Below are 23263 nucleotides of genomic sequence, written 5' to 3'. Positions count from 1 at the left end.
ACTTTTGTTTTGCTGCCTCGTTTCCGAAGCAGGATGCGAATTATGGAGAAGAGAAATCGCCTTGTCAAGAGTTCTGAAAATTTTTTTTTGAGACCCCTGAATTGAGCAAAGCCGTCCGGTCCCGATACGGACGGACGGCCTTGCCGCATTCTCTCAGTCCCGTCAGCCGGCAATAGCAATCTTGCCTTCCGCCTCAAGTTCCTTTCTGCGGGATTCCTTGAGAACATTCACCCAGACATGACTTCTGCCGGTGCTGTCCTCCTCGAGGTAGACGCCCTGAAGCTCGGGACTGAAGCCCGGGAACCGGTTGATGCCTTCAGCGAGCGCAAGGAAGTATTCGAGCACCGGACCGCCCCAGATTTCGCCCGGAACGCAGCAGATGACTCCCGGCGGATACGGGAGCGCCCCCTCAAGCGCAATGCGGCCCTGCGCTTCCTCGAGCGGCACGTACTCGGCATTCCCGCGCATGAATTCGAAGTGCGCGGTCTGGGCGTCGAGCGCGATCTTCGGGAAATGCGCACGGCGGAACATCGCCTTCTGCAGGTCCTTGATGTTGTACTCGCGGCAGTAGTCGTGCATCTCCTGGCAGATTTCGCGGATGCGGTACCCTTCGTAGCGGTTTTCATGCGCCGAATAGACCTGCGGAATCACATCCTTCATGAGCGCGTCGGCGTCAAGGAGCTTCTCAAAGCGAGCAATCTGCGTCGTGAGGGACGAAATCTTCGCCGTCGTCTGAGAAGGCGTCAGCAGGAAGAGAATCGAATTCAGGTCGCACTTTTCAGGCACCACGCCGTGAGCGCGCAGATAGTTGGCGAGAATCGTCGCCGGCACGCCGAAGTCCTCGTACTCTCCCGTTTCGGTGTCGATGCCGGGGGTCGTCAGCAGGAACTTGCACGGATCCACAAAATACTGATTGGCGCCGTACCCCTCAAAGGCGTGCCAGCGTTCGCCCGGCTTGAACTGGAAGAAGCGCTGATCCTTTGCAATCGTTTCCGTCGGATAGCTCTCCCAGGGACGGCCCGCCACGAGCGGAGGCACAAAGGGCTGAATGTAGCTGCAGGTGCGCTTGATCTGCTTTCTCGCCTCAATGCCGATCTTCACGCATTCGTCCCAGATGCGGAGCCCCGAGACGCCCGAGTGCATCTTGGCATTGATGTCGATCGACGCGAAGAGCGGATAGAAGGGGCTCGTTGAGGCATGGAGCATGAAGGCGTTGTTCACCTGCTTATGCGACACGTAGCGCGCCTGCCCGCGCACATGGGAGTCCTTCTTGTGAATCTGAGAGGTCTGCGAGAACCCCGCCTGCTGCTTATGCACCGACTGGGTGACGAAGATGCCCGGATCCTCGGGCTTGAGATCAAGGAGCAGAGGCGAGCAGTCCTTCATCATCGGAATGAACTGCTCGTACCCTACCCAGGCCGAGTCGAAAAGAATGTAGTCGCAAAGATGACCAATGCGGTCGAGCACCTGGCGGGCGTTGTAGATCGTGCCGTCATAGGTGCCGAGCTGAATCACGGCGCAGCGGAAGGGCCGCGGCGCCTCTGCGCGCTTCGGATCCACTTCTGCTGCGAGCTTTCTCAATTCCGCTTCATCAAAGCAGTGATTGTCGATGCCGCCGATGAAGCCGTACGGATTGCGGGCAGTTTCGAGGTATACCGGATGGGCGCCCGCGAGGACGAGCGCGCCCTGGTGGCAGGACTTGTGGTTGTTTCGGTCGAAAAGAACGAGGTCGCCCGGCGTGAGGAGCGCCGAGAGAACGACCTTGTTCGAGGTCGACGTGCCGTTCAGCACGAAGTAGGTTTTGTCGGCATTGAAGACCTTCGCGGCATGGGCTTCGGCTGCATAAGCGGCGCCCTCGTGAATGAGGAGGTCGCCCATGTCGACGTCGGCGTTGCAGAGGTCGGCGCGGAAGATCGTTTCGCCGAAGAAGTTGGCGAATTCGCGCCCTGCCGGGTGACGTCGGAAGAAGGCGCCGCCCTGGTGGCCCGGGCAGTCGAACTGCTCGTTTGCCGTGCCCACGTAGCGCCTCAGGCTCCGGAAGAAGGGCGGCAGGATCTTCTCTTCATAGCCTGAAGCCGCATCAATCAGCTGTCGAACGAAGAAAGGCTCCTCCACCGGATCGTCGTTGACGACCCCCATGCAGCGGCCGATCCATTCGTCGGGAACATAGCGGCCGCGCTCGACAAAGATGAAGATCGGGATGCCGAACCCATAACCCTCAACGCGGTCGAGTTCGCCGTTCTCGGCATCCTCAACGGACATCAGTACGACGCCGGTTTCGGTCATCTCTGCTTCGGAGAGCCGAACAACCTGACGATCCTTGGGAAAGTCCTTGAAGGAAACATTGTCACTCACTGCAATTGCAAGCTTCTGCATGTCCTGAAGTCCTTTGGGAAGAAGGGGCGCGCTTTGATGTCGGGCGCCCGAGGAAAACGGGAATAATCGGGCTCGCAGCCGACGTTGGGCCGCGAAAAACGCGCAGTATATCTGCGAAGAGGTGCCTCTTTCTATTTTCGCCGATTGCGGCGTCGCGAGAGACCAAAAATAAAGAAGACCGTCTTCAGGTTGCGCCATCCAACGGTCTTCTCATCTCTCATCGAACCGCTTCCCTGCTCTCTCCGGCAAATGGAGAGAGGCAGAGAAGGTTCGTTCTTGGAATCGGAATCACCCGACCCACTTTCTCGCGTTGCGGAAGATCCGCATCCAGCCCGAGGCATCGGTCCAGTCATCGGGATGCCAGGAGAGCTCGATCGCACGATGGCTGCGCTCGGGGTGCGGCATCATGATCGTGAAGCGCCCGTCATCCGTCGTGAAGGCGGTGAGGCCTCCCTTCGAACCGTTGGGGTTGGCGGGATAGGCTTCCGCCGGCTTCCCCGCCCCATCGACATACCGAGCTGCCGCACGTGCAAGCACCGCATCGTCGGCATTGAGGTATTCCACCCTGCCTTCGCCGTGACTTACGACGATCGGGAGGACGGAACCCGCCATGCCGGAGAAGAGAATGGAGGGCGATTCGAGAAGCTCGACCGCCGCGAGACGCGCTTCAAACTGCTCGGAGCGGTTTCTCACAAAGTTGGGCCAGTGCTTTGCGCCCGGGATCAGGCCGCGCAGACGGCTCATCATCTGGCAGCCGTTGCAGACGCCGAGGCCGAACGTATCGGGGCGGGAGAAGAAGGCCGAGAACTCTTCAACGAGCTTGTCGTTGTTGAGGATCGTCTTCGCCCAGCCGCCGCCGGCGCCGAGCACGTCGCCGTAGGAGAAGCCGCCGCAGGCCGCCAGTCCCTTGAAGTCGGCAAGATCAAGACGCCCGGAGAGAAGGTCCGTCATATGGACGTCCCAGGCTTCAAAGCCCGCACGCGTGAAGGCAGCGGCCATTTCGGTCTGGGAGTTGACGCCTTCCTCGCGCAGGATTGCGATCTTCGGACGAACGCCCGTATTGATCATCGGGAGCGCAACGTCTTCGTCGACGTCGAAGGTGGTCTTCGCAAAAAGCCCCTTGTTCGACTCGTCGGCGACAGCGGCGAATTCCTGATCCGCGCATTCGGGATTGTCGCGGCCGCGGGCGATTTCATGCGAAACCTCGGTCCAGGCGCTCTGGAGTTCAGCGCGCGGGAAGCTCGCGAGAACTTCTCCGTCGCGGACGATTTCGAGCTTGTCCTCCTCGAGGAGCTCGCCCACAAAGTGGCAGCAGTGCGAAAGGCCGAAGGCGCGCATCTGCGCCACCACCTCTTCCGTGCGGTCCGCCGGGATCTGAATAAGAGCGCCGAGCTCCTCATTGAAGAGGGTATTCAGCACCGTTGCTCCCTTTTCCTTGAGGAGCGACGAAAGATCGAGACGAATGCCGATGCGGGAGGCGAAGTTCATTTCCGCCGCAGCGGCAAAGAGGCCGCCGTCGGAGCGGTCGTGGTAGGCGAGAACGCAGCCGGCGAGCTCGAGCTTCCTCAGGGCCGTAATGAAGCGGCCGAGAAGCGCCGGATCCTCGCAGTCGGGCGCTTCGTCGCCGAAGCGCTGCGTCGTCTGCGCAAGGATCGAGCCGCCCATGCGGTTCTTCCCCTGGCCGAGGTCAACGAGGACGAGAACGGACTTGTCGACGCCCTTGCCGCGGCGAAGCTCGGGCGTGAGCGTGAGCGCCGCATTGGTCACCGGAGCGGCAACGGAAACAATCAGGGAGACCGGAGACGTGACCGTCTTCTTTTCCCCTGCTTCCGTCCAGTTGGTGCGCATGGAGAGCGAGTCCTTCCCGACCGGAATCGAAATGCCGAGACCGATGCAGAAGCGGCTCGCCGCCTGGACGGCGTCAAAGAGTCGTGCGTCTTCTCCCGGCGCGCCGCAAGCGGCCATCCAGTTGGCCGAAAGCTTCACGCGGGGAAGTTCAATATCCGCAGCGGCGAGGTTCGTGAGCGCCTCGCCGATTGCCATGCGGGAGGCGGCCGCCGAATTGATGACGGCGAGCGGCGTGCGCTCGCCCACGGCCATTGCTTCGCCGCGCAGCGTCTCAAAGCCGAGCGTCGTGACGGCGCAGTCCGCCACCGGCACCTGCCAGGGACCGATCATCTGGTCGCGCGCGACCAGGCCTCCGACCGAACGGTCGCCGATCGTAATGAGGAAGGACTTGCTCGCGACGGACGGATGACGAATAACGCCGTAAGCCGCGTCCTCGAGGTCGATGCCTTCTTCGGCAAAGGGCGTAAGGAACTTCTTTTCGTGCTTCACATCGCGGTGCATGCGGGGAGCCTTCCCGAGAAGCACTTCCATCGGCATGTTGACGGCGTCGGCTTCGCCCGGACGCTCAACGAGAAGATCCGCCTCTTCGGTAATGCGCCCGATGACGGCATAAGGGCAGCGCTCGCGCCTGCAGAAGGCGTCGAAGCGCTCGAGCCCGGCCGGATCGAGCGCGATCACATAGCGCTCCTGCGATTCATTGCACCAGACTTCAAGCGGCGACATGCCGGTTTCCTCGACCGGGACCTTCGAGAGGTCGAAGCGCGCGCCCTTGCCCGAGAGGTCGGCGAGCTCCGGCATGGCATTCGAAAGACCGCCCGCGCCCACGTCGTGAATGGCAAGGATCGGGTTCTTTTCGCCCATCGACCAGCAGCGGTCGATCACTTCCTGCGCACGGCGCTCCATTTCGGGGTTGCCGCGCTGAACGCTGTCGAAGTCGAGCGCTTCGGAATTGGCGCCCGTATTCATCGAGCTCGCGGCGCCGCCGCCGAGGCCGATGCGCATGCCCGGGCCGCCGAGCACGATGAGAAGGCTCCCCGCCGGGGGAACAAGCTTCTTCGTCTGATCGTCGCGGATGCTGCCGATGCCGCCCGCGAGCATGATGGGCTTGTGGTAGCCGTAGCGGGTGCCGCCCACGTTCGCTTCAAAGGCGCGGAAGTAGCCGAGGAGATTGGGACGGCCGAATTCATTGTTGAAGGCGGCGCCGCCCAACGGGCCTTCCGTCATGATGGAGAGCGGGGTCGCAATGCGCCCGGGCGCTCCGTAGGCTTTATCTGAAGCTTCGCCCGTCGCGCAGTCGGTGTCGTTTTCCCACTTCTGCGGCGCTTCAGGGAGATGAAGCGCCGAGGTCGTGAAGCCCGTGAGGCCCGCCTTCGGACGGGCGCCGCGGCCGGTCGCGCCCTCGTCGCGGATTTCGCCGCCCGAACCGGTGGAGGCGCCGGGGAAGGGAGAAATCGCGGTCGGGTGGTTGTGCGTTTCAACCTTGAAGACGGTGTGAACGCGTTCGGTTTCGCGCTGGAAGGTCGCGCCGAAGGGATCCTTTTCGTCGGGACGCGGATAAAGGCGAACCACATCGCGGCCTTCGAAAATGGCTGCATTGTCGGCATAGGCCGTAATGGTGCCGAGGGGCTGCGCCTTATGCGTATCGCGGATCATGCCGAAGAGCGTTTCCTCGCGCGCTTCGCCGTCGATCGTCCAGCGGGCGTTGAAGATCTTGTGGCGGCAGTGTTCGGAATTCGCCTGCGCGAACATCATGAGTTCGACGTCGGTCGGATCGCGCTGAAGACGCGTGAAGGCGTCGGCGAGGTAGTCGACCTCGTCCTCGGAGAGCGCGAGACCCATCGAGAGGTTTGCGTCCTCAAGGGCCTTCTTTCCTTCTGCCATCAGCGGAACGGTCTCCATGGGCTTGCCCGCGAGATCCGTGAAGAGGTTTTCACGCGGATAGTCGACCGGAACCACGGATTCCGTCATGCGGTCGTGCAGAAGCGCCAGGAGCGCGCCGCGCTTTTCTTCAGAAAGCCCGGCTCCGTCCCTGAGCGCAATCGTGAAGATCGTGCCGCGCTCCACGCGAAGCACCTTTTCGATGCCGCAATTGCGGGCAATGTCGGTTGCTTTCGAAGCCCAGGGCGAAATCGTGCCGAGACGCGGCACTACCAGGGCTTCCAGAGAAGCCGTAATGGCCTTGTCGGGGCCCGGGCCGTAGTCGAGAAGCGACGCGAGGCGCGAGGATTCGGTTTCCGTAAGCTCGTCCGAGGCATGCACAAAATGAATGAAGCGGCTCGAAACCGCTTCAACGGACGGCTCAACGGCACGAAGCGCGCGAAGAAGACGTTCTTCACGGAAGTCCGAGAGCGCACGGGGGCCTTCAAGGTCAAAAACGATGCCGGCAAGGGACGCCATAGCTGCTGATTCCTGTGGAAGGGAAAATCGGGATCCTGTCCGCTTAGAGCCGCAAGCGCGGGGAGAGCGTCAGGAAAATTAGGGATAGCCTTAGATTATAAAAGACCCGGTCCGTGCAATGATCCTCGGCCGCAAAGGTTTTGAGCGTCCTCGGGAACACGTGCCCAACCGCTCGCAAGATCTGTTTTAAAACGGCCAAGCGTTTACCCTAACAAAAGACCTCTTCAACGCCTGTTGCGAATGAGAAGCAGCTCCCGTCTTCTCAAAAAGAGAGAAAAATCACGTCGAACCGCTATGGCTTCACGGAATAACGAAAGGCATTAAAAAATTATAAAAAATCAAATAATTAGATTCATGCGAACTACAATAACCCGGACACTTCAAAGTGCCGGATCTGAATCTGCTCATTGAGCAGAAAGGGAGATATATGCAGTTCACACGATTTTTAACGGCTGCGCTCATCGCCGCCGCCGTCCCTGCGGCCTTCGCCGCGCCAGGCTATCTCGACCAGTCCGTTCCGGTAAACGGCAGGGCCACCGGCGATTTCCTCGGGAAGATCAATGTCGCCACGCCCGTCGAAGTTCTTGAGAAGAAAGGCTCCCAGGCGCTCGTACGGGTCTCAGGATGGTCGCTCAAGGAATATCCCTCGCAGATCTTCAAAGCACCAGGCGTTCGCATCGAAGAAGCTTCCTTTGACGAGGAAAAAGCAGTGAAGCTCGACCCGAAATCGGGCGAGAAGACCGTGCAGGGCAATGTCTGGGTGCGCTCCTCCGCTCAGGGCTGGGTGCCTGCCAAAGCGATCACGACCAACATCAATGCGCTCTGGGCCAAGGCTAAGGCACGCCATGCCGATGCCTGCTCAACCTGCCACGCCGCGCCTGCGGCGAATCACTTCACAGCGAACCAGTGGGCGACGCTTCTCCCGGTGCGCGGCGGCCGGACGGGCCATACGAGAAAAGGCGCCAACGAGCTCATGTTCCGCTGGCTGCAGGAACACGCCAAAAACTAAGGCAGCGTTTTCAAAACTGAGCAGAGGAATTTAGGAGCAGAACAAATGACCAATCGTCGCGAATTATTCAAAGCCGCCGGTCTTGCCGGCGCGGCCGCCTTCATCCCGGGTGCGGCTTCAGCCGCGGCAGCCGGAAAGACCGGCAGCGCGCGCGTCCTCAGGGGCGGCGTCAGGATGGGCGAGCCGCTCTCCGGCGCACCCGATCTTTCTCTATCCCGAACCTTCGGCACCGGGAAGTCCGTCCTCAATGACGGCGTCGTCATGAATGCCTCCCACTGGGGCGTCTACAAGGCCCATGTCAAGGGCGGCAAAATCGAGCGGCTCGAGCCCGTGGCGGAAGACGCGGCGCCGTCCCTCCAGCTTCAGGGCATCGCGCAGCAGCCCTACAACACGGCCCGCATCCGCTACCCGATGGTGCGCGAGTCCTACCTGAAAAAGGGCTGGAAGGCGGGCGGCAAAGGCCGCGGGTCCGAACCCTTCGTGCGCGTCACCTGGGACGAGGTCTTCGACATCATCGCGAAGGAGCTCAACCGCGTGCGCGACACCTACGGGCCCGCATCCATCTATGGCGGCAGCTACGGCTGGATGAGTCCGGGAGCTCTTGGCTCGGCGCGCAATCTGATGCAGCGCTGCCTCAACCTCAACGGCGGCTTCACCGGCCACTACGGCGACTATTCGACGGGATGCGCGCAGGTGATTCTTCCTTACGTGATTGGGTCCAACGGCGTCTACGAGCAGGTGACCGGCTGGGACCTCATCTGCGACAAAACCGAACTCATCGTGCTCTGGGGCGCCGATCCGACGGTCACGAACGACATCGACTGGGCGACGACGCTGCATGAAAATGCCGAGGGCTTCCGCCGCTTGAAAGCGGCCGGGATTCCTGTGATTGCCGTCAACCCGCTCAAGCCCGATACGGCGGAATTCCTCGGCGAAAAATGCGAGTGGATTGCGCCCAAACCCAATACCGACGTGGCGATGATGCTCGCCATGATGCACGAGCTCGAAACGAAGAACCTGGTCGATCGCGAATTCATCCGCAAGTACACGAAGGGATACGACAAATTCCTCCCGTACCTTCTCGGCAAGACTGACGGCGTTGCGAAGACCCCGGAATGGGCCGAAGGCATCACCGGCGTCAAGGCGGATCAGATCCGGCGTCTTGCGCGCCTCATGCGAGAGAAGCGCTCGATGCTCATGGGCGGCTGGGGCATCCAGCGCGCCGAACACGGCGAACAGGTGCACTGGGCCATGGTGGTGCTCGCCGCCATGTGCGGCCACATCGGTCTCCCGGGCGGCGGCTTCGGCTTCACCTACCACTATTCGAACGGCGGCGCCGCCACCTCCGAAGCGCCCGCATTCCCGGGCATCTCCGCGAACCCCAGGGGAAAGAACACCGGCATGGCCTGGGAAGGTCATTCCGTTGCGACGATCCCGCTTGCGCGCTTCACCGACTGCTTCCTCAATCCGGGGAAGACGATCGACTACAACGGCAGGAAGATCACCTATCCGGACATCCGTCTCGTCTTCTGGTCGGGCGGCAATCCCTTTGCGCAGCAGGAGGACACGAACGCGCTCGTGAAGGCCTGGAAGAAGCCCGATACGACGATCGTCTGCGACACGGTGTGGACGGCTTCGGCGCGCATGTCGGACATTGTGCTTCCGGCCTGCACCTCGCTCGAGCGCAACGACATCACCTCGATCGGCTCCTATTCGAACCTCGGCTACGTTGCGATGCAGCAGGCGATCGAACCGCAGTACGAATCGCATTCGGACTTCTGGATCTACTCTCACCTCGCCGAAAAGCTCGGCCACGGGGAGGAATTCACCGAGGGCCTTGACGAAATGGGCTGGCTCAGGCGCTTCTATGAACAGGCGAAGAAGGAATCCGAAGCTTCTGGTCTCGAGATGCCCTCCTTCGAGGAATTCTGGAAGGCCGGCTGGATCACCTTCCCGGTGACGGACGACAGCCGCCGCTACAACTACCTGGGCGACTTCAGAAAGAATCCGATCGTGAATCCCCTCGGCACGGAATCCGGCTTGATTGAGATCTATTCAGAAAAGATCGCTTCCTACCATTACGACGACTGTCCGGCGCACCCGACCTGGCTCGAGCCCACGGAATGGCTCGGCGCCGAACTCGCGAAGAAGTACCCGTTTGCGCTTCTCACCTCGAAGAGCCGCTACCGCCTGCACTCCCAGCTTGACAGCACGGCATCGAACCTCTTCGCGAACGTCGAGGAACGAGAACCCGTCTGGATCCATCCGGCCGCAGCTGAAAAGCTCGGACTCCGAAACGGCGACGTGGCCGTTGTGGAAAGCCGCCGCGGCAAGGTGCTCGCCGGCGTCACGGTTACGGACCGCGTCCGCCCCGACACGGTCGTGATTCATCACGGCGCCTGGTACTGCCCGGAGGAACCCGGCGAGGAAGGATCGCTCGACCTCCACGGCTGCGACAACGTGCTCACGATCGACATTCCCTCGTCGAAGCTCGCATGCGGCAATGTGGCCAACACTTCGCTCGTACGCATCGAGAAGTACGACGAAGAGGAACTGCCGCCTGTCTACGTGCATCATCAGCCGAAAACCGCCCGCCGCTGAGACTGGCCCGGCAGATGATTAAATAAATGAAGCCCCGGCACGGCATTACGCCTGCCGGGGCTCCATTTATTTTTGCTGCGGATCCGCCGCAGGTTCAGCGCTTAAACCGGCCAGTCCTCGAGCCTTTCCGCAGCATCCCAGAGCGCCCATTCGAGGCGGCAGGACGTGAGGTAGTTTTCAGTCATGCGCGCACGGCCTTCGGGCGTTTCTTTCCTTGCCAAGCGGTCCGCGAGCGCCACGGCGCTTTCGACCGTCTTCGAATAGGCCGGGTCGCCGTAGGCCGACAGCCACTCCCGATACGGATTTTCTTTCCGGATGTGCCCGGCGATGAATCGGCCCGCGACCTCATACATCGTGAAGCAGGGAAGAAGCGCCGCCCAGGCTTCGCCGGCAGTGCCCTCCTCTGAAGCCATTGCCTCCCACGAGGCGTAGAAGAGCGTCGTCGGACGGAGCCGCATGAAAGGAGTCGTATCGCGGCCGCCGCTGAATTTTTGGAGGAGGTCCAGCGTCCAGGTCTCGGTCCCGGCCGTGTCCTTGATCCATTGCGCGAGGAGCGCCCGGTCTTCCGGGTTCTCTAGCTTTGCGCAAGCGCGCGAGAGGCTCGCCGCATAATTCCGGAGGTAGCCCGCATTCTGCGCGAGGTACCAGAGAATCTTGTCCCGGGAGATGGTGCCGTCCGCAAGCGCCTTCAGGAAAGGATGAGCGATGACGGCGCGCTCGATCGGGCGAGCTCGCTCAAAGGCTTCTGAGGACCAGGAAGCCGCAGCGCGGGCCTGAGGAAGGAAAGCGAAGCCGAGGATTGCCGCAGACTGAGCGAGAAGCGAGCGGCGTGAGGTCTGGAATGTCATGGGAGCGGAAACTGCAGTTTTCGACTGCAGTCTGGAAGGAAGAAAAGGAGCTTAGCGCCTTCATCGGGGAAAACTGCGCCTCTTTGAAGCCTCACCACTTTAATGCGGTCCGCGGCCTTCGGCCTGCCGGTACTGCAGCCAAAAAAGATCCCCGGCCGCGCTCAGGCTGCCGGGATTCTTTTTGCCTTCTTTTCGATTCAAGCGCCTACACGAGCCCAAGCCAGCTCCAGTAAGTGGCCGTGAGGAGCAGAACGAGGAGATAAGCGGCAGCAGTGAGGATGATGCCCGTAAAAGCAAAGGTCTTCACGTCGAATGCGCCTGTTGAATAAGCAATCATGTTCTGGGGAGCATTCACCGGGAGGATGAAGCCGAAGCTGATTACATACTGCAGAATCATCGTCATGCCGAGGATGTTGACGTTCGGATCCTGAAGTTCGCCCAGAACCGCGATGATGATCGGGATGATGGCCGAGGCGAGACCCGCCGCGGAAGCAAACCCGAGGTGAACGATGATGAGGAAGGCCGCCATGATGGCGATGACCGCAAAGGTCGAGGCATCGGCCAGGCTGAAGCCCGTCACGATGCAGTTGGCGAGCCACTGCGCGGCCTTGGTAGAAAGAAGCGCGGAACCGAGCGAAATGCCGACGCCGAAGACGAGAACCGTGCCCCAGTTGATGCGGTCGACCGTTCCCTTCCAGTCCATGACGCCAACTCTGGGGAGCATGAGGAACGCGATCGCGCAGACGGTGGTGGTGGTCGTATCGAAAGGGTGCAGTTTCTTTTCGGTGACCCATAGGAAGAGAAGGATGAGGGAGACGATCGTGAGCTTCCATTCATTGGCGCTCATGGGACCGAGATCCGCGAGCTGCTTTCTGACGGCGGCTTCGCCGCCCTGGAAGGGCTCGACGCTCCCGCCCAGAAGCTTCGTCACGACGAAGTAGAGAACGACCGACATGAGCGCGGCAAAAGGCGCCGCAGCGATGAACCAGTCGAGCCACGAGATTTCCTGACCGGTGATGTCGCGGATGAAGTTGACGGCCACCATGTTCTGCGCTGCCGCCGTCTTGATGCCGACATTCCAGACGGAGTCGACCTGCGCGACCGTGATCATCAGCATGGCGCCGAAGGCGGATTTGATCTGGAGCCCGAACGCCCGGATCATGCCGATCACGATGGGAACGAGGCACGCCACGCGCGCCGTGGTCGAGGGCACGAAGAAGGAGAGAATGAAGCCGCAGAGAATGATGCCCACCACGACGCGGTTGGGAGTCGCACCGATTTTGGAAAGCGTGAAGAGCGCAATGCGCTTGTCGAGTCCCGTGCGCATCATCGCGGCAGCGAGAAAGAGCGCCGCGCCGACCAGGCAGAAGGCAGGCGACGAAAAGCCCGTGAGCGCGGTCTTCATGCCGGCCGTGGTGCCGATGATGCCCGTGCCGTCGGGCTTGGGCGAGAGTCCGATCAGAACGGCAATGAGGGCCATGATGAGGCCGCCCGAAACCGGAAAGGACACGGCCGTGCTCGACCAGGTAATCACGGCGAAGACCATGATGCCGATCATGCGCTGCCCGGCTACGGTAAGACCCGGCTGTTCAGGCGCGAGGCAGATGAGCGCGAGCGCGATGAAGGCGAAGATGAGGCCGAAGCGCTTGAAGAACCCGGGCTTAGGTTCCTCGCTCTCTCGGGAGGCGAGAGGCGCCCTTGCGGAATCGGCGTTCATAGAAGGCGGGCGGGAATCTGAGGGAAGATTGGTTGCGCTCGTCATGATTCTTTTCTCAATGATCGGTTGAAGGAGAAAATGAAGCGAAGCGAAATCCGTGCCAGAAGCCCCGGCTGCGTTGAAAAAAGGCGTTGAGACAGCCTCTCTTTGATCTCAATCGGATCTCCCTGCTCAAAAGTTCTTAGAACTTTCGGGAGTGCAACAGAAAAGCGTGATTCAGGACGTAAACGGATCTGAACGAAAAACGTACGCGCCTGCACCAATTCAAGGCATGACGAGAAATCCTCAGGATTCTGAGTTCCTGAAGAATGAAAAAAGGCGCCGATCTTTTTCACGGATCCGGCGCCTTTTCTGCTCTATCCAAGCGGGAATGCGAGCTTCAATCACCGCCATGACCGGGCGGTGCGCTCCTCGCGGAGTTCCTTCAGCCAGGCATCAACGGCCTCAGCGCATTCGCGGCCTTCAGCGATGGCGTTGACGACAAGCGACTGCCCGCTTCTGCCGTCGCCCGCCGCAAAGACGCCTTCCGAAGCCGTGCGCCAGGCGCCCGCGCCATGAACCGGCGCCTCGATGCTCCCGCGCTTGTCGGTGCCGAGGCCGAGCGCATCGACGAGGCGATGCGACGGATGGGCGTAGCCCATGGCGATCAGCACCACATCGGCAGGAATTTCCTTTTCCGTGCCTTCGACCGGCGTGATCTGTCTCCCCGGCCCCCAGGTAACCTCAACGGTCCTCACGCCCGTAACTGCATCCTCGCCCGTAAAGGACGTGGTGCTCGTCGAAAAGAGCCTCACGCACCCTTCCTCCTGCGAGGTGGAGGTACGCTTGATTCTCCTCCAGTCGGGCCACTCCTTCAGAAGATCGGCCTTTTCGGGGAGCTCCGCGTGGTAGTCGAGCTGCGTCACGGATTCGGCCCCGAGGCGGTTCGCCGTGCCGATGCAGTCGCTTGCCGTTTCGCCGCCGCCGATCACGACGACGCGCTTTCCGCGCACGTCGATCGGATTCGGGACGCCCCCGGCGTTGACCCGGTTCTGGGCAATAAGGAAGTCGAGCGCAAAGTGAATGCCTTTGAGGTTCCGTCCGGGAAGCGGCAGATCGCGCGGCACCTCGGCCCCGAGCGCGAGGACGACGGCGTCGTTCTCGGCCGAGAGCTTCTCGATCGAAATTGTGTCGACGGAATCGTCATGCACGCCGGTTTCGAGCGATTCATCCTTGCTGCCCGCGCTCACGCGGGTCGAGAGGACGAACTTCACGCCTTCGCGCACGAGCTGATCGAGCCTCCTGTCGAGCACTTCCTTCGAAAGCTTGAAGTCGGGGATGCCGTAGCGCAGGAGCCCCCCCGCCTTATCCATCTTCTCGTAGACCGTCACCTCGTGGCCGGCACGAACGAGCGCCTGCGCGCAGGCGAGCCCTGCGGGGCCCGACCCCACCACGGCGACCCGGCAGCCGGTTTTGGCAAAGGGCAGAACCGGCTGCACGAGCCCGTGCTCGAAGGCATATTCGGCAATCTTGCGCTCGATCGACTTGATGCCGACCGCTTCGCGGTGAATGCCGAGCGTGCAGCTCTCCTCGCAAAGCGCCGGACAGATGCGTCCGGTAATTTCGGGGAAGCTGCTCGTCTGGGAGAGCACTTCCCAGGCGCTTAGATAGTCCCCGTCCGTCACGTACTGCTGGAAGTCCGGCATCTGGTTGTGAAGGGGACAGCCGTGCGAGCAGAAGGGAATGCCGCAGTCCATGCAGCGGGCTGCCTGATCGTGCGCCTCGTCGTCCGTGAGCGTCGAAATGAATTCGCGGAAGTGATGAATGCGGATCACCGCGGGTTCATGCTTCGGCTCAATGCGCTCGTACTTGAGAAAACCTTTGTCGAGACCCATTTTCAGTGCTCCTCATCCCGGGAAAGTTCGGCGAGCGCCTTGCGGTACTCGAGCGGGAAAACCTTGGTGAAGCGCCCGAGCGCCTCGCCCCAGTCGTCGAGAATTGCGCGCGCAGCGGGACTGCCCGTGAGCGCAAGATGCCTTTCAAGAAGTCCGCGGAGCACTTCTTCGTCCGAAAGTCCAAGGTGCCTCGGCTCAATCGCCGGCTGCCCGGACTTCGGAAGCACCTTCGAGAGCGTGAATTTGCCGCTGCTCATGCGGCCGGCAAGCGCATTTTCGGGGTCATAGACGTAGGCCATGCCGCCCGACATGCCCGCGGCGAAGTTGCGCCCGGTGGGGCCGAGCACAACCACCGTGCCGCCCGTCATGTATTCGCAGCCGTGGTCGCCCACGCCTTCCACCACGGCGCTCGCGCCGGAATTGCGTACGGCAAAGCGTTCGCCGGCGACGCCGGAGATAAAGACTTCGCCCGAGGTTGCGCCGTAGAGGCAGGCGTTGCCCGCGATGACGTTTTCTTCAGGTTTCCCGTCAAAGGCGTCGCTCTTCTTAAGTGCGATCGAGCCGCCCGAGAGGCCCTTCCCCACATAGTCATTGGCGCCGCCCGTGAGGCGAAGCGAAATCCCCTGCCCGAGGAACGCGCCGAAGCTCTGACCCGCAATGCCGTGAAGCCTGAAGAGCGCAAAGTCTGCGGGGAGCGGTTCCTTTCCGGCTTCCGCCGCCACGCCCGAAAGGAGCGTGCCGACGGCGCGGTCGGTATTACCGACGGGGGAATCCACTTCAAAGGGCCTGCCCGTCTTCATGGCGTCCTGAAGCTTCTCGACGTACTTCATGTCGAAAGCCTTCTCGAGCTCGTGATCCTGAGGCTCGCAGGAGAAGATCGGATCGCCCGAGGGATTCTCCGCGCGATGGAGAATGCGGTCGAGATTGAGAAGACTGCCCTTCGTCCCGGGCGCGTGGTCGATCTTTCTGAGGAGCTCCGTATGGCCGATCAGGTCGTCGAAGTGCCTGACGCCGAGCCGGGCCATGATCTCGCGCACTTCGCGCGCAACGAAGCGGAAATAGTTTTCCACGTGTTCGGGGAGGCCGACGAACTGCCGGCGAAGTTCCGGATCCTGCGTGGCGATGCCGGCCGGACACGTATTCTTCTGGCACTTGCGCATCATGAGGCAGCCCATCGCCACGAGGGGCGACGTGCCGAAGCCGAATTCGTCGGCGCCGAGAATGGCGCCGATCACCACGTCGCGGCCCGTCTTGATCTGGCCGTCGACCTGGAGGCGGACGCGCGAGCGGAGGCCGTTCATGACGAGCGTCTGCTCGACGTCGGCAAGCCCGATTTCCCAGGCGCTACCCGCGTGCTTGATGGAGGTTGCGGGCGCGGCGCCCGTGCCGCCGTCGTGGCCCGAAACCACAATGTGGTCGGCCTTGCACTTCGCCACGCCCGTGGCCACGGTGCCGATGCCGACCTGGGAGACGAGCTTCACGCTCACGCCCGCGTTGACGTTGGCGTACTTGAGGTCGAGGATGAGCTGCGCGAGATCCTCGATCGAATACACGTCATGGTGGGGCGGCGGCGAAACGAGCCCGATCCCGGGGAGCGAATGACGCAGCATGCCGATGTACTTCGAAACCTTGTGGCCGGGAAGCTGCCCGCCTTCGCCGGGCTTCGCGCCCTGCGCCATCTTGATCTGAATGAGGTCGGCGTTGGCGAGGTAGTCCGTCGTGACGCCGAAGCGCCCGGAGGCAACCTGACGCACCTTCGATCGGAGGCTGTCGCCCTTCTTCAATGGATAGTCGATGACGACGTCGTCCCCGAGGATCGCCTTAAGCGTCGTCGCCTTCCCGATGACGCCGTTTCTGCGGACGTCTTCGCCGCCTTCGCCGGAATTGCTCATGGCGCCGAGCCGGTTCATGGCGACCGCCATCGTCACGTGCGCTTCCGTCGAGATGGCGCCCATCGACATTGCGGCCGTCGAGAAGCGGCGGATGATGAGCTCTTCCTTCTCAACGCTCTCGAGCGGCACGGATTTGCCCGGCACAAACTCAAAGAGCCCGCGGATCGTAAGGAGCTTCCGGCTCTGATCGTTGATGGTCCCGGCGTACTTTTCGTACTCTTCCCAGCTCTTCTGGCGCACGGCGCGCTGCAGGTGCACGATCGCTTCCGGGGTCCAGAGGTGGGATTCGCCGTCCTCGCGGAACATGTAGTTTCCGCCCGCGGGGAGCACCGGCGTCATCATGATCGGGGTCGAAAAGGCGCGGCGGTGAATTTCGACCGCTTCCCGGGCGACGTCGAAGAGGTCTAGCCCCTCGATCGGGCTCGGCGTATTCGTGAAGTACTTGTCGACGAAGGACTTCCTGAGGCCCACCGCCTCAAAGATCTGGGCGCCCACATAGGACATGTAGGTCGAAATGCCCATGCGGGCCATGATCTTGTAGAGGCCCTTGTCGATCGCGTGGATGTAGTTTTCCTCGAAGCGCTCCCGGTCCTCTTCCGTCTTGGCAAGGCTCTTGACGACGGCGAGCGCGAGGTAGGGGTGGACCGCTTCCGCGCCGTAGCCGCCCAGAGCCGCAAAGTCATGAACCGAGCGCGCAGAGCCCGTTTCGACAACAAGACCCGTGCTCGTTCTGAGGCCGTGCTCAACGAGGCACTGATGAACGGCTGAGGTCGCAAGAAGCGCCGGAATCGCAACGCGGTCGCGATTCACCTTCCGGTCCGTAAGGATCAGAATGTTGATGCCGCTCTTTACGGCATCCACCGCGGCGGCGCGGATGCTCGCCAAGCGCGCCTCAATGCCGTCGGGGCCCCAGGAGAGCGGATACGTGATGTCGAGTTCGCGCGAATGGAACTTGTTGTCCGTGAAGCGGCTGATCGAGCGGATCCGCTCCATCTGCGCTTCGGTGAGAACAGGCTGCTCAACCTCCAGGCGAACCGGCGGGTTCGTTGCCATGATGTTGAGCAGGTCCGGGCGGGGCCCGATGAAGCTCACGAGCGACGTCACCATTTCCTCGCGGATCGGATCGATCGGCGGATTGGTCACCTGGGCAAAAAGCTGACGGAAGTAGTCGTAGAGCATCTGCGGGCGCTCGGAGAGGCAGGCGAGCGGCGCATCGTTGCCCATCGACATCACCGGGTCCTGTCCCTCGCAGGCCATCGTCCTGAGAATGCGCTCCACGTCCTCGCGGCTGAAGCCGAAAACCCGCATGAGGGACTTCTGCGGGAGCGCGAGCTTCTCGGGCTCTGGGGTCTCGTGAATGTCGTCGATGCGGATCCGGATCTTGTCGATCCATTCCTGATAGGGATGCTGCGTGGCAAGCGAGGTCTTGAGCTCCTCGTTTCCGATGATTCTTCCCTGCTCCATGTCGATGAGCAGTATCTTCCCGGGCTCGAGCCTCCAGCGGCGGCGGATGCGGGATTCCTCGATCTGCACGGCGCCCGATTCGGACGCCATGACGACGAGATCGTCCTTGGTCGTGAGGTAGCGCGCGGGCCTCAAGCCGTTGCGGTCGAGAATGGCGCCCACCTGGCGGCCGTTCGTGAAGGCAACCGCTGCCGGACCATCCCAGGGCTCCATGAGCGCGGCATTGTATTCATAGAGCGCGCGCAGCTTCGGGTCCATGGCGGCATTCTTTTCCCAGGCCTCGGGAATCAGCATCATCGCCGCCTGCGCGAGCGGGTAGCCGCCCATGACGAGAAGTTCAAAGGCATTGTCGAAGGATGCCGAATCGGACTGCCCCTGGAAAATGAGAGGCCAGACCTTGTCGAGGTCGCTTCCAAGCACGGGGGACGAAATATGCTTTTCGCGCGCCTGGATCCAGTTGAAGTTGCCGCGCAGCGTATTGATTTCGCCGTTGTGGGCGATCATGCGGAAGGGGTGCGCTAGCTGCCACTGCGGGAAGGTATTGGTCGAGAAGCGCTGGTGGATCATCGCGAGCGCGGAGGTGCAGCGGGCATCCTGAAGGTCGCGGTAGTAGACGCCCACCTGAGTGGCGAGGAGCTGCCCCTTATAGACCACGGTTCTCGCCGAACACGAGCAGATGTAGAACTCGCCGCAGTGCCGCAGCTTCAGATTGGCAATGGCGATTGAGCTGCGCTTTCTGATGATGTAGAGCTTTCTTTCGAGCGCATCCGTCACGAGCACATCGGGACTGTGCCCGATGAATATCTGACGTATCACCGGCTCCTTCTCGCGCACGACGGGCGACATCGGCATGTCGCGGTCGACCGGCACGTCGCGCCAGCCGAGAATGACCTGTCCTTCGGCGCGCACCGCACGCTCGATTTCTTCCTGACAGGCGTGGCGCGACGCTTCCTCGCGCGGCAGAAACACCATCCCGACGCCGTATTCGCCGGCGGGCGGGAGCTTCACGCCCTGGTTCATCATGTCGTCGCGATAGAGCTGATCCGGAATCTGAATGAGGATGCCAGCCCCGTCGCCCTGCAGGGGATCCGCGCCGACAGCGCCGCGATGGCGCAGGTTCTTCAGAACCTCAAGCGCCTGACTTACGATGCTGTGGCTCTTCTGGCCCTTGATGTGCGCGATAAAGCCGACGCCGCAGGCGTCGTGCTCGTACTCGCTCCGATATAAGCCGCCGGTATTCTCCATTTTGTTCCTTACCCTGAAGCATCGTCGGAGATGACCGAAGAACTGAAGCCGAAAGCCGCAGCCGCACCGGATCTCGTTCTCTGCCCCGTGCTGGTCTGCCGCCGACCCGGCTTTCTTTCCATGAAGCCTTTCCGAGGGGCGCCGGAGCCGGGTCTGCAGACGTTTTTCTGGACATGCGCCGCAGAGGAACCTTCAGCGGTTCGCTCTGAGCGCGGGGGTCGACCGCTCCGCGTTGAATAGAGAGAGGCCTGAGGCATTAAGAATGCTTGATTGCGGATGTCGTCAATCCGGGTTCTCCCGAGGAGAAGGCGGTGCAAGCATTGATCGAAGTCATAAAAAAGAAAATTCGTGCATCTGCTTCTGGGAGAAATGCCTTAGGCATGAAGGCCATTCTCCTTATGACTTTTTAGGGAGACATAAAAAATCCCCCGGTGCCGGAAGCCGGCTTTCCAGGGGATCTGCGGGACCGCGCAGCGCGGTCCCCTGAAGCTTCAAAATCCGCGCATCAGGCGGCGGCAGTCTTCTGCCTCCCGCGCATGCTGTGGAGGACCACAACCGACACAATGAGGAGCAGCAGCGCCGTGCCGAGCGAGAGCCAGAGGTTCCCGTGCGAAAGGCCGGCGACAAGGTAGCCTACGGCCGAGCAGGCGGCGACGAGAAGCGCATAGGGAAGCTGCGTCGCCACGTGCTCAATGTGATTGCACCCGGCGCCGGCCGACGAAAGAATCGTCGTATCGGAAATCGGAGAGCAGTGGTCGCCGAAGACCGAACCCGCCAGCGTGGCCGAGAGGACGACGATCGTGAGCGAGGGGTCGATGCCCTGCACGACCGGCACGACGATCGGGATGAGGATGCCGAAGGTGCCCCAGGCCGTGCCCGTTGAGAAGGCGAGGAACGCGGCGATCACGAAGACCACTGCCGGGAGGAAGAGCGAAAGTCCGGCGCCCGACTGCGTCACGATGGATTCAACGAACTGCGGCGTGCTGATGAGGTCGCGGCAGACGCCCGAGAGCGTCCAGGCAAGAATCAGGATGATGTTGGCCGGGAGCATGAGCTTCATGCCTTCAAGGAGCCCCTGCATGAAGTCGCTGAAGGGAACGAGCTTCCTCGGCACGTAAAGGAGGAAGGCAACAAGCACGGCGCCGAAGGCCGCCCAGACGAGGGCCGAAGCCGCAGAGGAATTTCCGATCGAGGACTGGAACGTGTGATAAGCCGGATCGTCGCCCCAGTAGCCGCCGGAATACATGAGCGAAAGCACGGCGAGCACGATGAGGGCGCAGATCGGAATCAGCATGTCCGAGACCTTGCCCCGGGGATTGGGCTTCGGGGGTTCCGCGCCGCCGCCCTTCACGCCGCCGGTGTCGCCCGCGGCAGCACGCTCTTCAGAACGGCGCATCGGACCAAAGTCAAGGCCCGTGGCGATGATGAAGAACACCATGAAAATCGAAAGGAGCGCGTAGAAATTCCAGGGGATGGAGGCGATGAAGGCCGCCATGTCGGATTCAAAGACGCCGTTGCCCTTGAGGGACGAACCCACGGCCGCCGCCCAGGAGGAAACCGGCGCGATGATGCAGACCGGCGCCGCCGTCGAGTCGATGATGTAGGCGAGCTTCGCGCGGGAGACGTTGTAGCGGTCGCAGAGCGGACGCATCACGGTGCCGACCGAAAGGCAGTTGAAGTAGTCGTCGATGAAGATCAGGATGCCGAGGCCCGAGGTCGAGAAGAGCGTCGCGCGGCGCGTCTTCACGCGCTCGACCGCCCAGTTGCCGTAGGCCTTGGTGCCGCCCGACATGGCCACCACATAAACCAGGGCGCCGAGAAGCGAGGTAAAGATCAGGATGTTGAAGTCGACCTTGTTGCCCATCAGCGTGAAGGTCGTCTGCAGCGTATCCATGATGACGTTCCCGTCGGTACCGATCGTGTAGATCAGGGTGCCCGTCAGGATGCCGATCAGGAGAGAAGAAAGCACTTCCTTGGTAAGAAGCGCAAGAACGATGGCAACAATCGGCGGAACGATGGACAGCCATCCAGCGGCGTAGGGTTCCATATTTCTTTTTGTTCTATTTGAGGATGCCTTTGGCGGAGCGGCTCAAGGAAACGCTGACGCTCTGCAGGCATCCGGTTCATCGGGGAATGGTTTGCCTCTTAAGGGGCAGAACCGGAAACTTTCCCGCATTATGCAACAAGTTGTTGCCCGGGAAATGTTTTGAGAAGAACGGAGGCGACTCCTGCCGCTTCCGGGAAAAATCCCGCCCTTCCTACTCTGAAAGTCCGTCCCGATTCATCGGGAGCGGCATCAGGGTTTTCTCCCATAGCATATTTTTGCTTCCTAAAACGAGTCATATTTTGCGGATTTATCCCTGTTTTTAAGTTCGTGAATGGGGCTTCTGAAAAGAGAAACTTTCGAAACTGATCAATCGGCAGAGCTGCCGCCCCCAATTCTTTCGGAGTTTTTTTAAATGACCTCACTCAGCTCCTACGCTCTGACGCTGCGCGGCAGAGACTATTCGCCCCTCATCGTGGGCGGCATGGGCACGAATATTTCCACGGCCGAGCTGGGTCTCGCCGTCGAAAAGCTCGGCGGCATCTCTCATCTCTCGGACGCCATGCTGATGGATGTCTCCGACCGCCTTTTCGGCACGCGCTTCACCGCCGCCAAGGCGAAGCGCTACGCCGGCCTCAGAGATGCGGCAGACAAATCCGCTGAACTCTTTGACCTCGACGCCGTTCGCGAAGCGACCATCCGCTACATCTCGAACGTCATGTCGAAAACCACCGGACGCGGACTCATGCTCATCAACTGCATGGAAAAGCTCACGATGAATTCCGGGCTCGACACGCTCAAAACCCGTCTCAATGCAGCGCTTGACGCGGGCATCGACGGCATCACGCTCTCGGCGGGCCTGCACCTCTCGAGCTTCCGCCTGATGTCGGAAAACAAGCGCTTTCACGATGCGCTCCTCGGCATCATCGTCTCCTCCTCGCGCGCCCTCAATCTTTTCCTCCGAAAGAGCGCTGCAACGGGGCGTCTCCCCGACTACGTCGTGGTCGAAGGGCCTCTTGCCGGCGGACACCTGGGCTTCGGCATGGAAGACTGGAAGAATCATTCGCTCGAAGCCATTGTGAGGGAAGTGAAGGCGTATCTGGCGGAAAAGAGCCTCTCCATTCCCGTGATTGCCGCGGGCGGCATCTTTACGGGCGGCGACGCCGCGCGCTTCATGGGCGAGGTCGGCGCGAACGGCATTCAGGCCGCCACCCGCTTTGCCGTCGCTGAAGAGAGCGGCCTCACGTGCGCCGCCAAGCAGGCGTTCTTCAATTCGAAACCAGAAGACATTGAAGTGAACGGCCTCTCCCCCACGGGCTATCCGATGCGCATGCTGAAGAGCTCTCCGGCGATCGAAAGCGACATTCGTCCCAACTGCGAAGCCTACGGGTACCTGCTCAATCACGGCGAATGCGCTTATCTAAAGGAGTGGAAGCTCCGTCATGAAGCGATGAGCGCGGGCGAACCTGTTCCCCCGAAGGAAAAGGGCTGCCTCTGCACGCATATGAGGAACTATAAAGTCTGGACGTGCGGCGCCATGGCGTCGCGCCTGCGCGAGACCTCCATTCAGAAGGAAGACGGCACGTGGATTCTGCCAACGGCCGCTGATGTTTATGAAGACTACATGGAGAGCACCGGAGACGAAATTCGTCTTCCCAAGGCGGCGCTTGAGTACCTCAAAGCGCATCAGATGAATCTGAAGTCTGAATTTGTCCCACACTTTGTCCCACACTTGTTATTGGGTTCTTCTGATAAGAATTCAGGGGTTTCTGCTCATGCGGGCTCATAACTTCGCGCTTGACAAGCGCTCTTAAACCGCTGCTTTGAATGATTTCAGCCTTCTCGGGGAAAGAACTTCCTGAGAAGGCTTTTCTTTGCCGTCAGAGAGCCGGCGCCGGCACTCCGCGCATTCCCAGGCCCGCCGTTTTTGAGCCGGAACGATTTCCTA

Annotated in this window: 12 protein-coding genes; 3 read left to right on the top strand and 9 right to left on the bottom strand. The window is 61.3% G+C overall.

Annotated features, from left to right (window positions below; genetic code table 11):
* Positions 1–162 precede the first annotated feature (162 nt).
* Positions 163–2376, bottom strand: coding sequence for an ornithine decarboxylase (speC, locus tag FG381_RS12235; RefSeq protein WP_139689045.1), 2214 nt, complete (start codon positions 2374–2376; stop codon positions 163–165).
* A 288-nt stretch (positions 2377–2664) separates the two neighbouring features.
* Positions 2665–6621, bottom strand: coding sequence for a phosphoribosylformylglycinamidine synthase (gene purL, locus FG381_RS12230; RefSeq protein ID WP_139689044.1), 3957 nt, complete (start codon positions 6619–6621; stop codon positions 2665–2667).
* A gap of 427 nt (positions 6622–7048) precedes the next feature.
* Here purL and FG381_RS12225 point away from each other — a divergent pair, with 427 nt between their 5' ends.
* The gene (locus FG381_RS12225; RefSeq protein ID WP_139689043.1) at positions 7049–7630 is read left to right on the top strand and encodes a hypothetical protein; all 582 of its coding nucleotides are present in this window, start codon (positions 7049–7051) and stop codon (positions 7628–7630) included.
* 45 nt (positions 7631–7675) lie between these two features.
* Entirely contained in the window at positions 7676–10231 is a 2556-nt protein-coding gene (locus FG381_RS12220) for a molybdopterin guanine dinucleotide-containing S/N-oxide reductase (RefSeq protein ID WP_139689042.1), read from the top strand.
* Between the two features lie 101 nt (positions 10232–10332).
* Here FG381_RS12220 and FG381_RS12215 read toward each other — a convergent pair whose 3' ends face one another.
* The 7 genes from FG381_RS12215 to FG381_RS12185 all read right to left on the bottom strand — a co-directional run bounded on the left by FG381_RS12215 (position 10333) and on the right by FG381_RS12185 (position 21740).
* Entirely contained in the window at positions 10333–11079 is a 747-nt protein-coding gene (locus FG381_RS12215; RefSeq protein WP_139689041.1) for a TenA family protein, read from the bottom strand.
* A 205-nt stretch (positions 11080–11284) separates the two neighbouring features.
* Positions 11285–12796, bottom strand: coding sequence for a DASS family sodium-coupled anion symporter (locus FG381_RS12210; RefSeq protein WP_174857887.1), 1512 nt, complete (start codon positions 12794–12796; stop codon positions 11285–11287).
* 41 nt (positions 12797–12837) lie between these two features.
* On the bottom strand, positions 12838–13131 hold the full coding sequence (locus FG381_RS12205) for a hypothetical protein (RefSeq protein ID WP_139689039.1): 294 nt from the start codon (positions 13129–13131) through the stop codon (positions 12838–12840).
* 48 nt (positions 13132–13179) lie between these two features.
* Positions 13180–14670 carry a glutamate synthase subunit beta gene (locus FG381_RS12200; protein ID WP_139689038.1) on the bottom strand — a complete coding sequence of 497 codons (1491 nt, stop codon included), beginning with the start codon at positions 14668–14670 and terminating at the stop codon, positions 13180–13182.
* A 2-nt stretch (positions 14671–14672) separates the two neighbouring features.
* Positions 14673–19271, bottom strand: coding sequence for a glutamate synthase-related protein (locus FG381_RS12195; protein WP_139689037.1), 4599 nt, complete (start codon positions 19269–19271; stop codon positions 14673–14675).
* A 505-nt stretch (positions 19272–19776) separates the two neighbouring features.
* Positions 19777–21318: a Na+/H+ antiporter NhaC family protein gene (locus FG381_RS12190; RefSeq protein ID WP_139689036.1), complete on the bottom strand. Its 1542-nt coding sequence runs from the start codon at positions 21316–21318 to the stop codon at positions 19777–19779.
* Positions 21319–21446: 128 nt separating this feature from the next.
* On the bottom strand, positions 21447–21740 hold the full coding sequence (locus FG381_RS12185) for a hypothetical protein (protein WP_139689035.1): 294 nt from the start codon (positions 21738–21740) through the stop codon (positions 21447–21449).
* Between FG381_RS12185 and FG381_RS12180 the strand changes: the two genes are divergently transcribed.
* Positions 21731–23104 carry a nitronate monooxygenase gene (locus FG381_RS12180; protein WP_139689034.1) on the top strand — a complete coding sequence of 458 codons (1374 nt, stop codon included), beginning with the start codon at positions 21731–21733 and terminating at the stop codon, positions 23102–23104. The genes FG381_RS12185 and FG381_RS12180 overlap by 10 nt on opposite strands.
* The last annotated feature ends 159 nt before the right edge of the window (positions 23105–23263 follow it).

The sequence above is a fragment of the Sutterella faecalis genome (assembly GCF_006337085.1).
Classification (GTDB): Bacteria; Pseudomonadota; Gammaproteobacteria; order Burkholderiales; family Burkholderiaceae_F; genus Sutterella; species Sutterella faecalis.
Note: the sequence above shows the minus strand (reverse complement) of the source record. Positions and strands in the feature narration are given on the sequence as shown.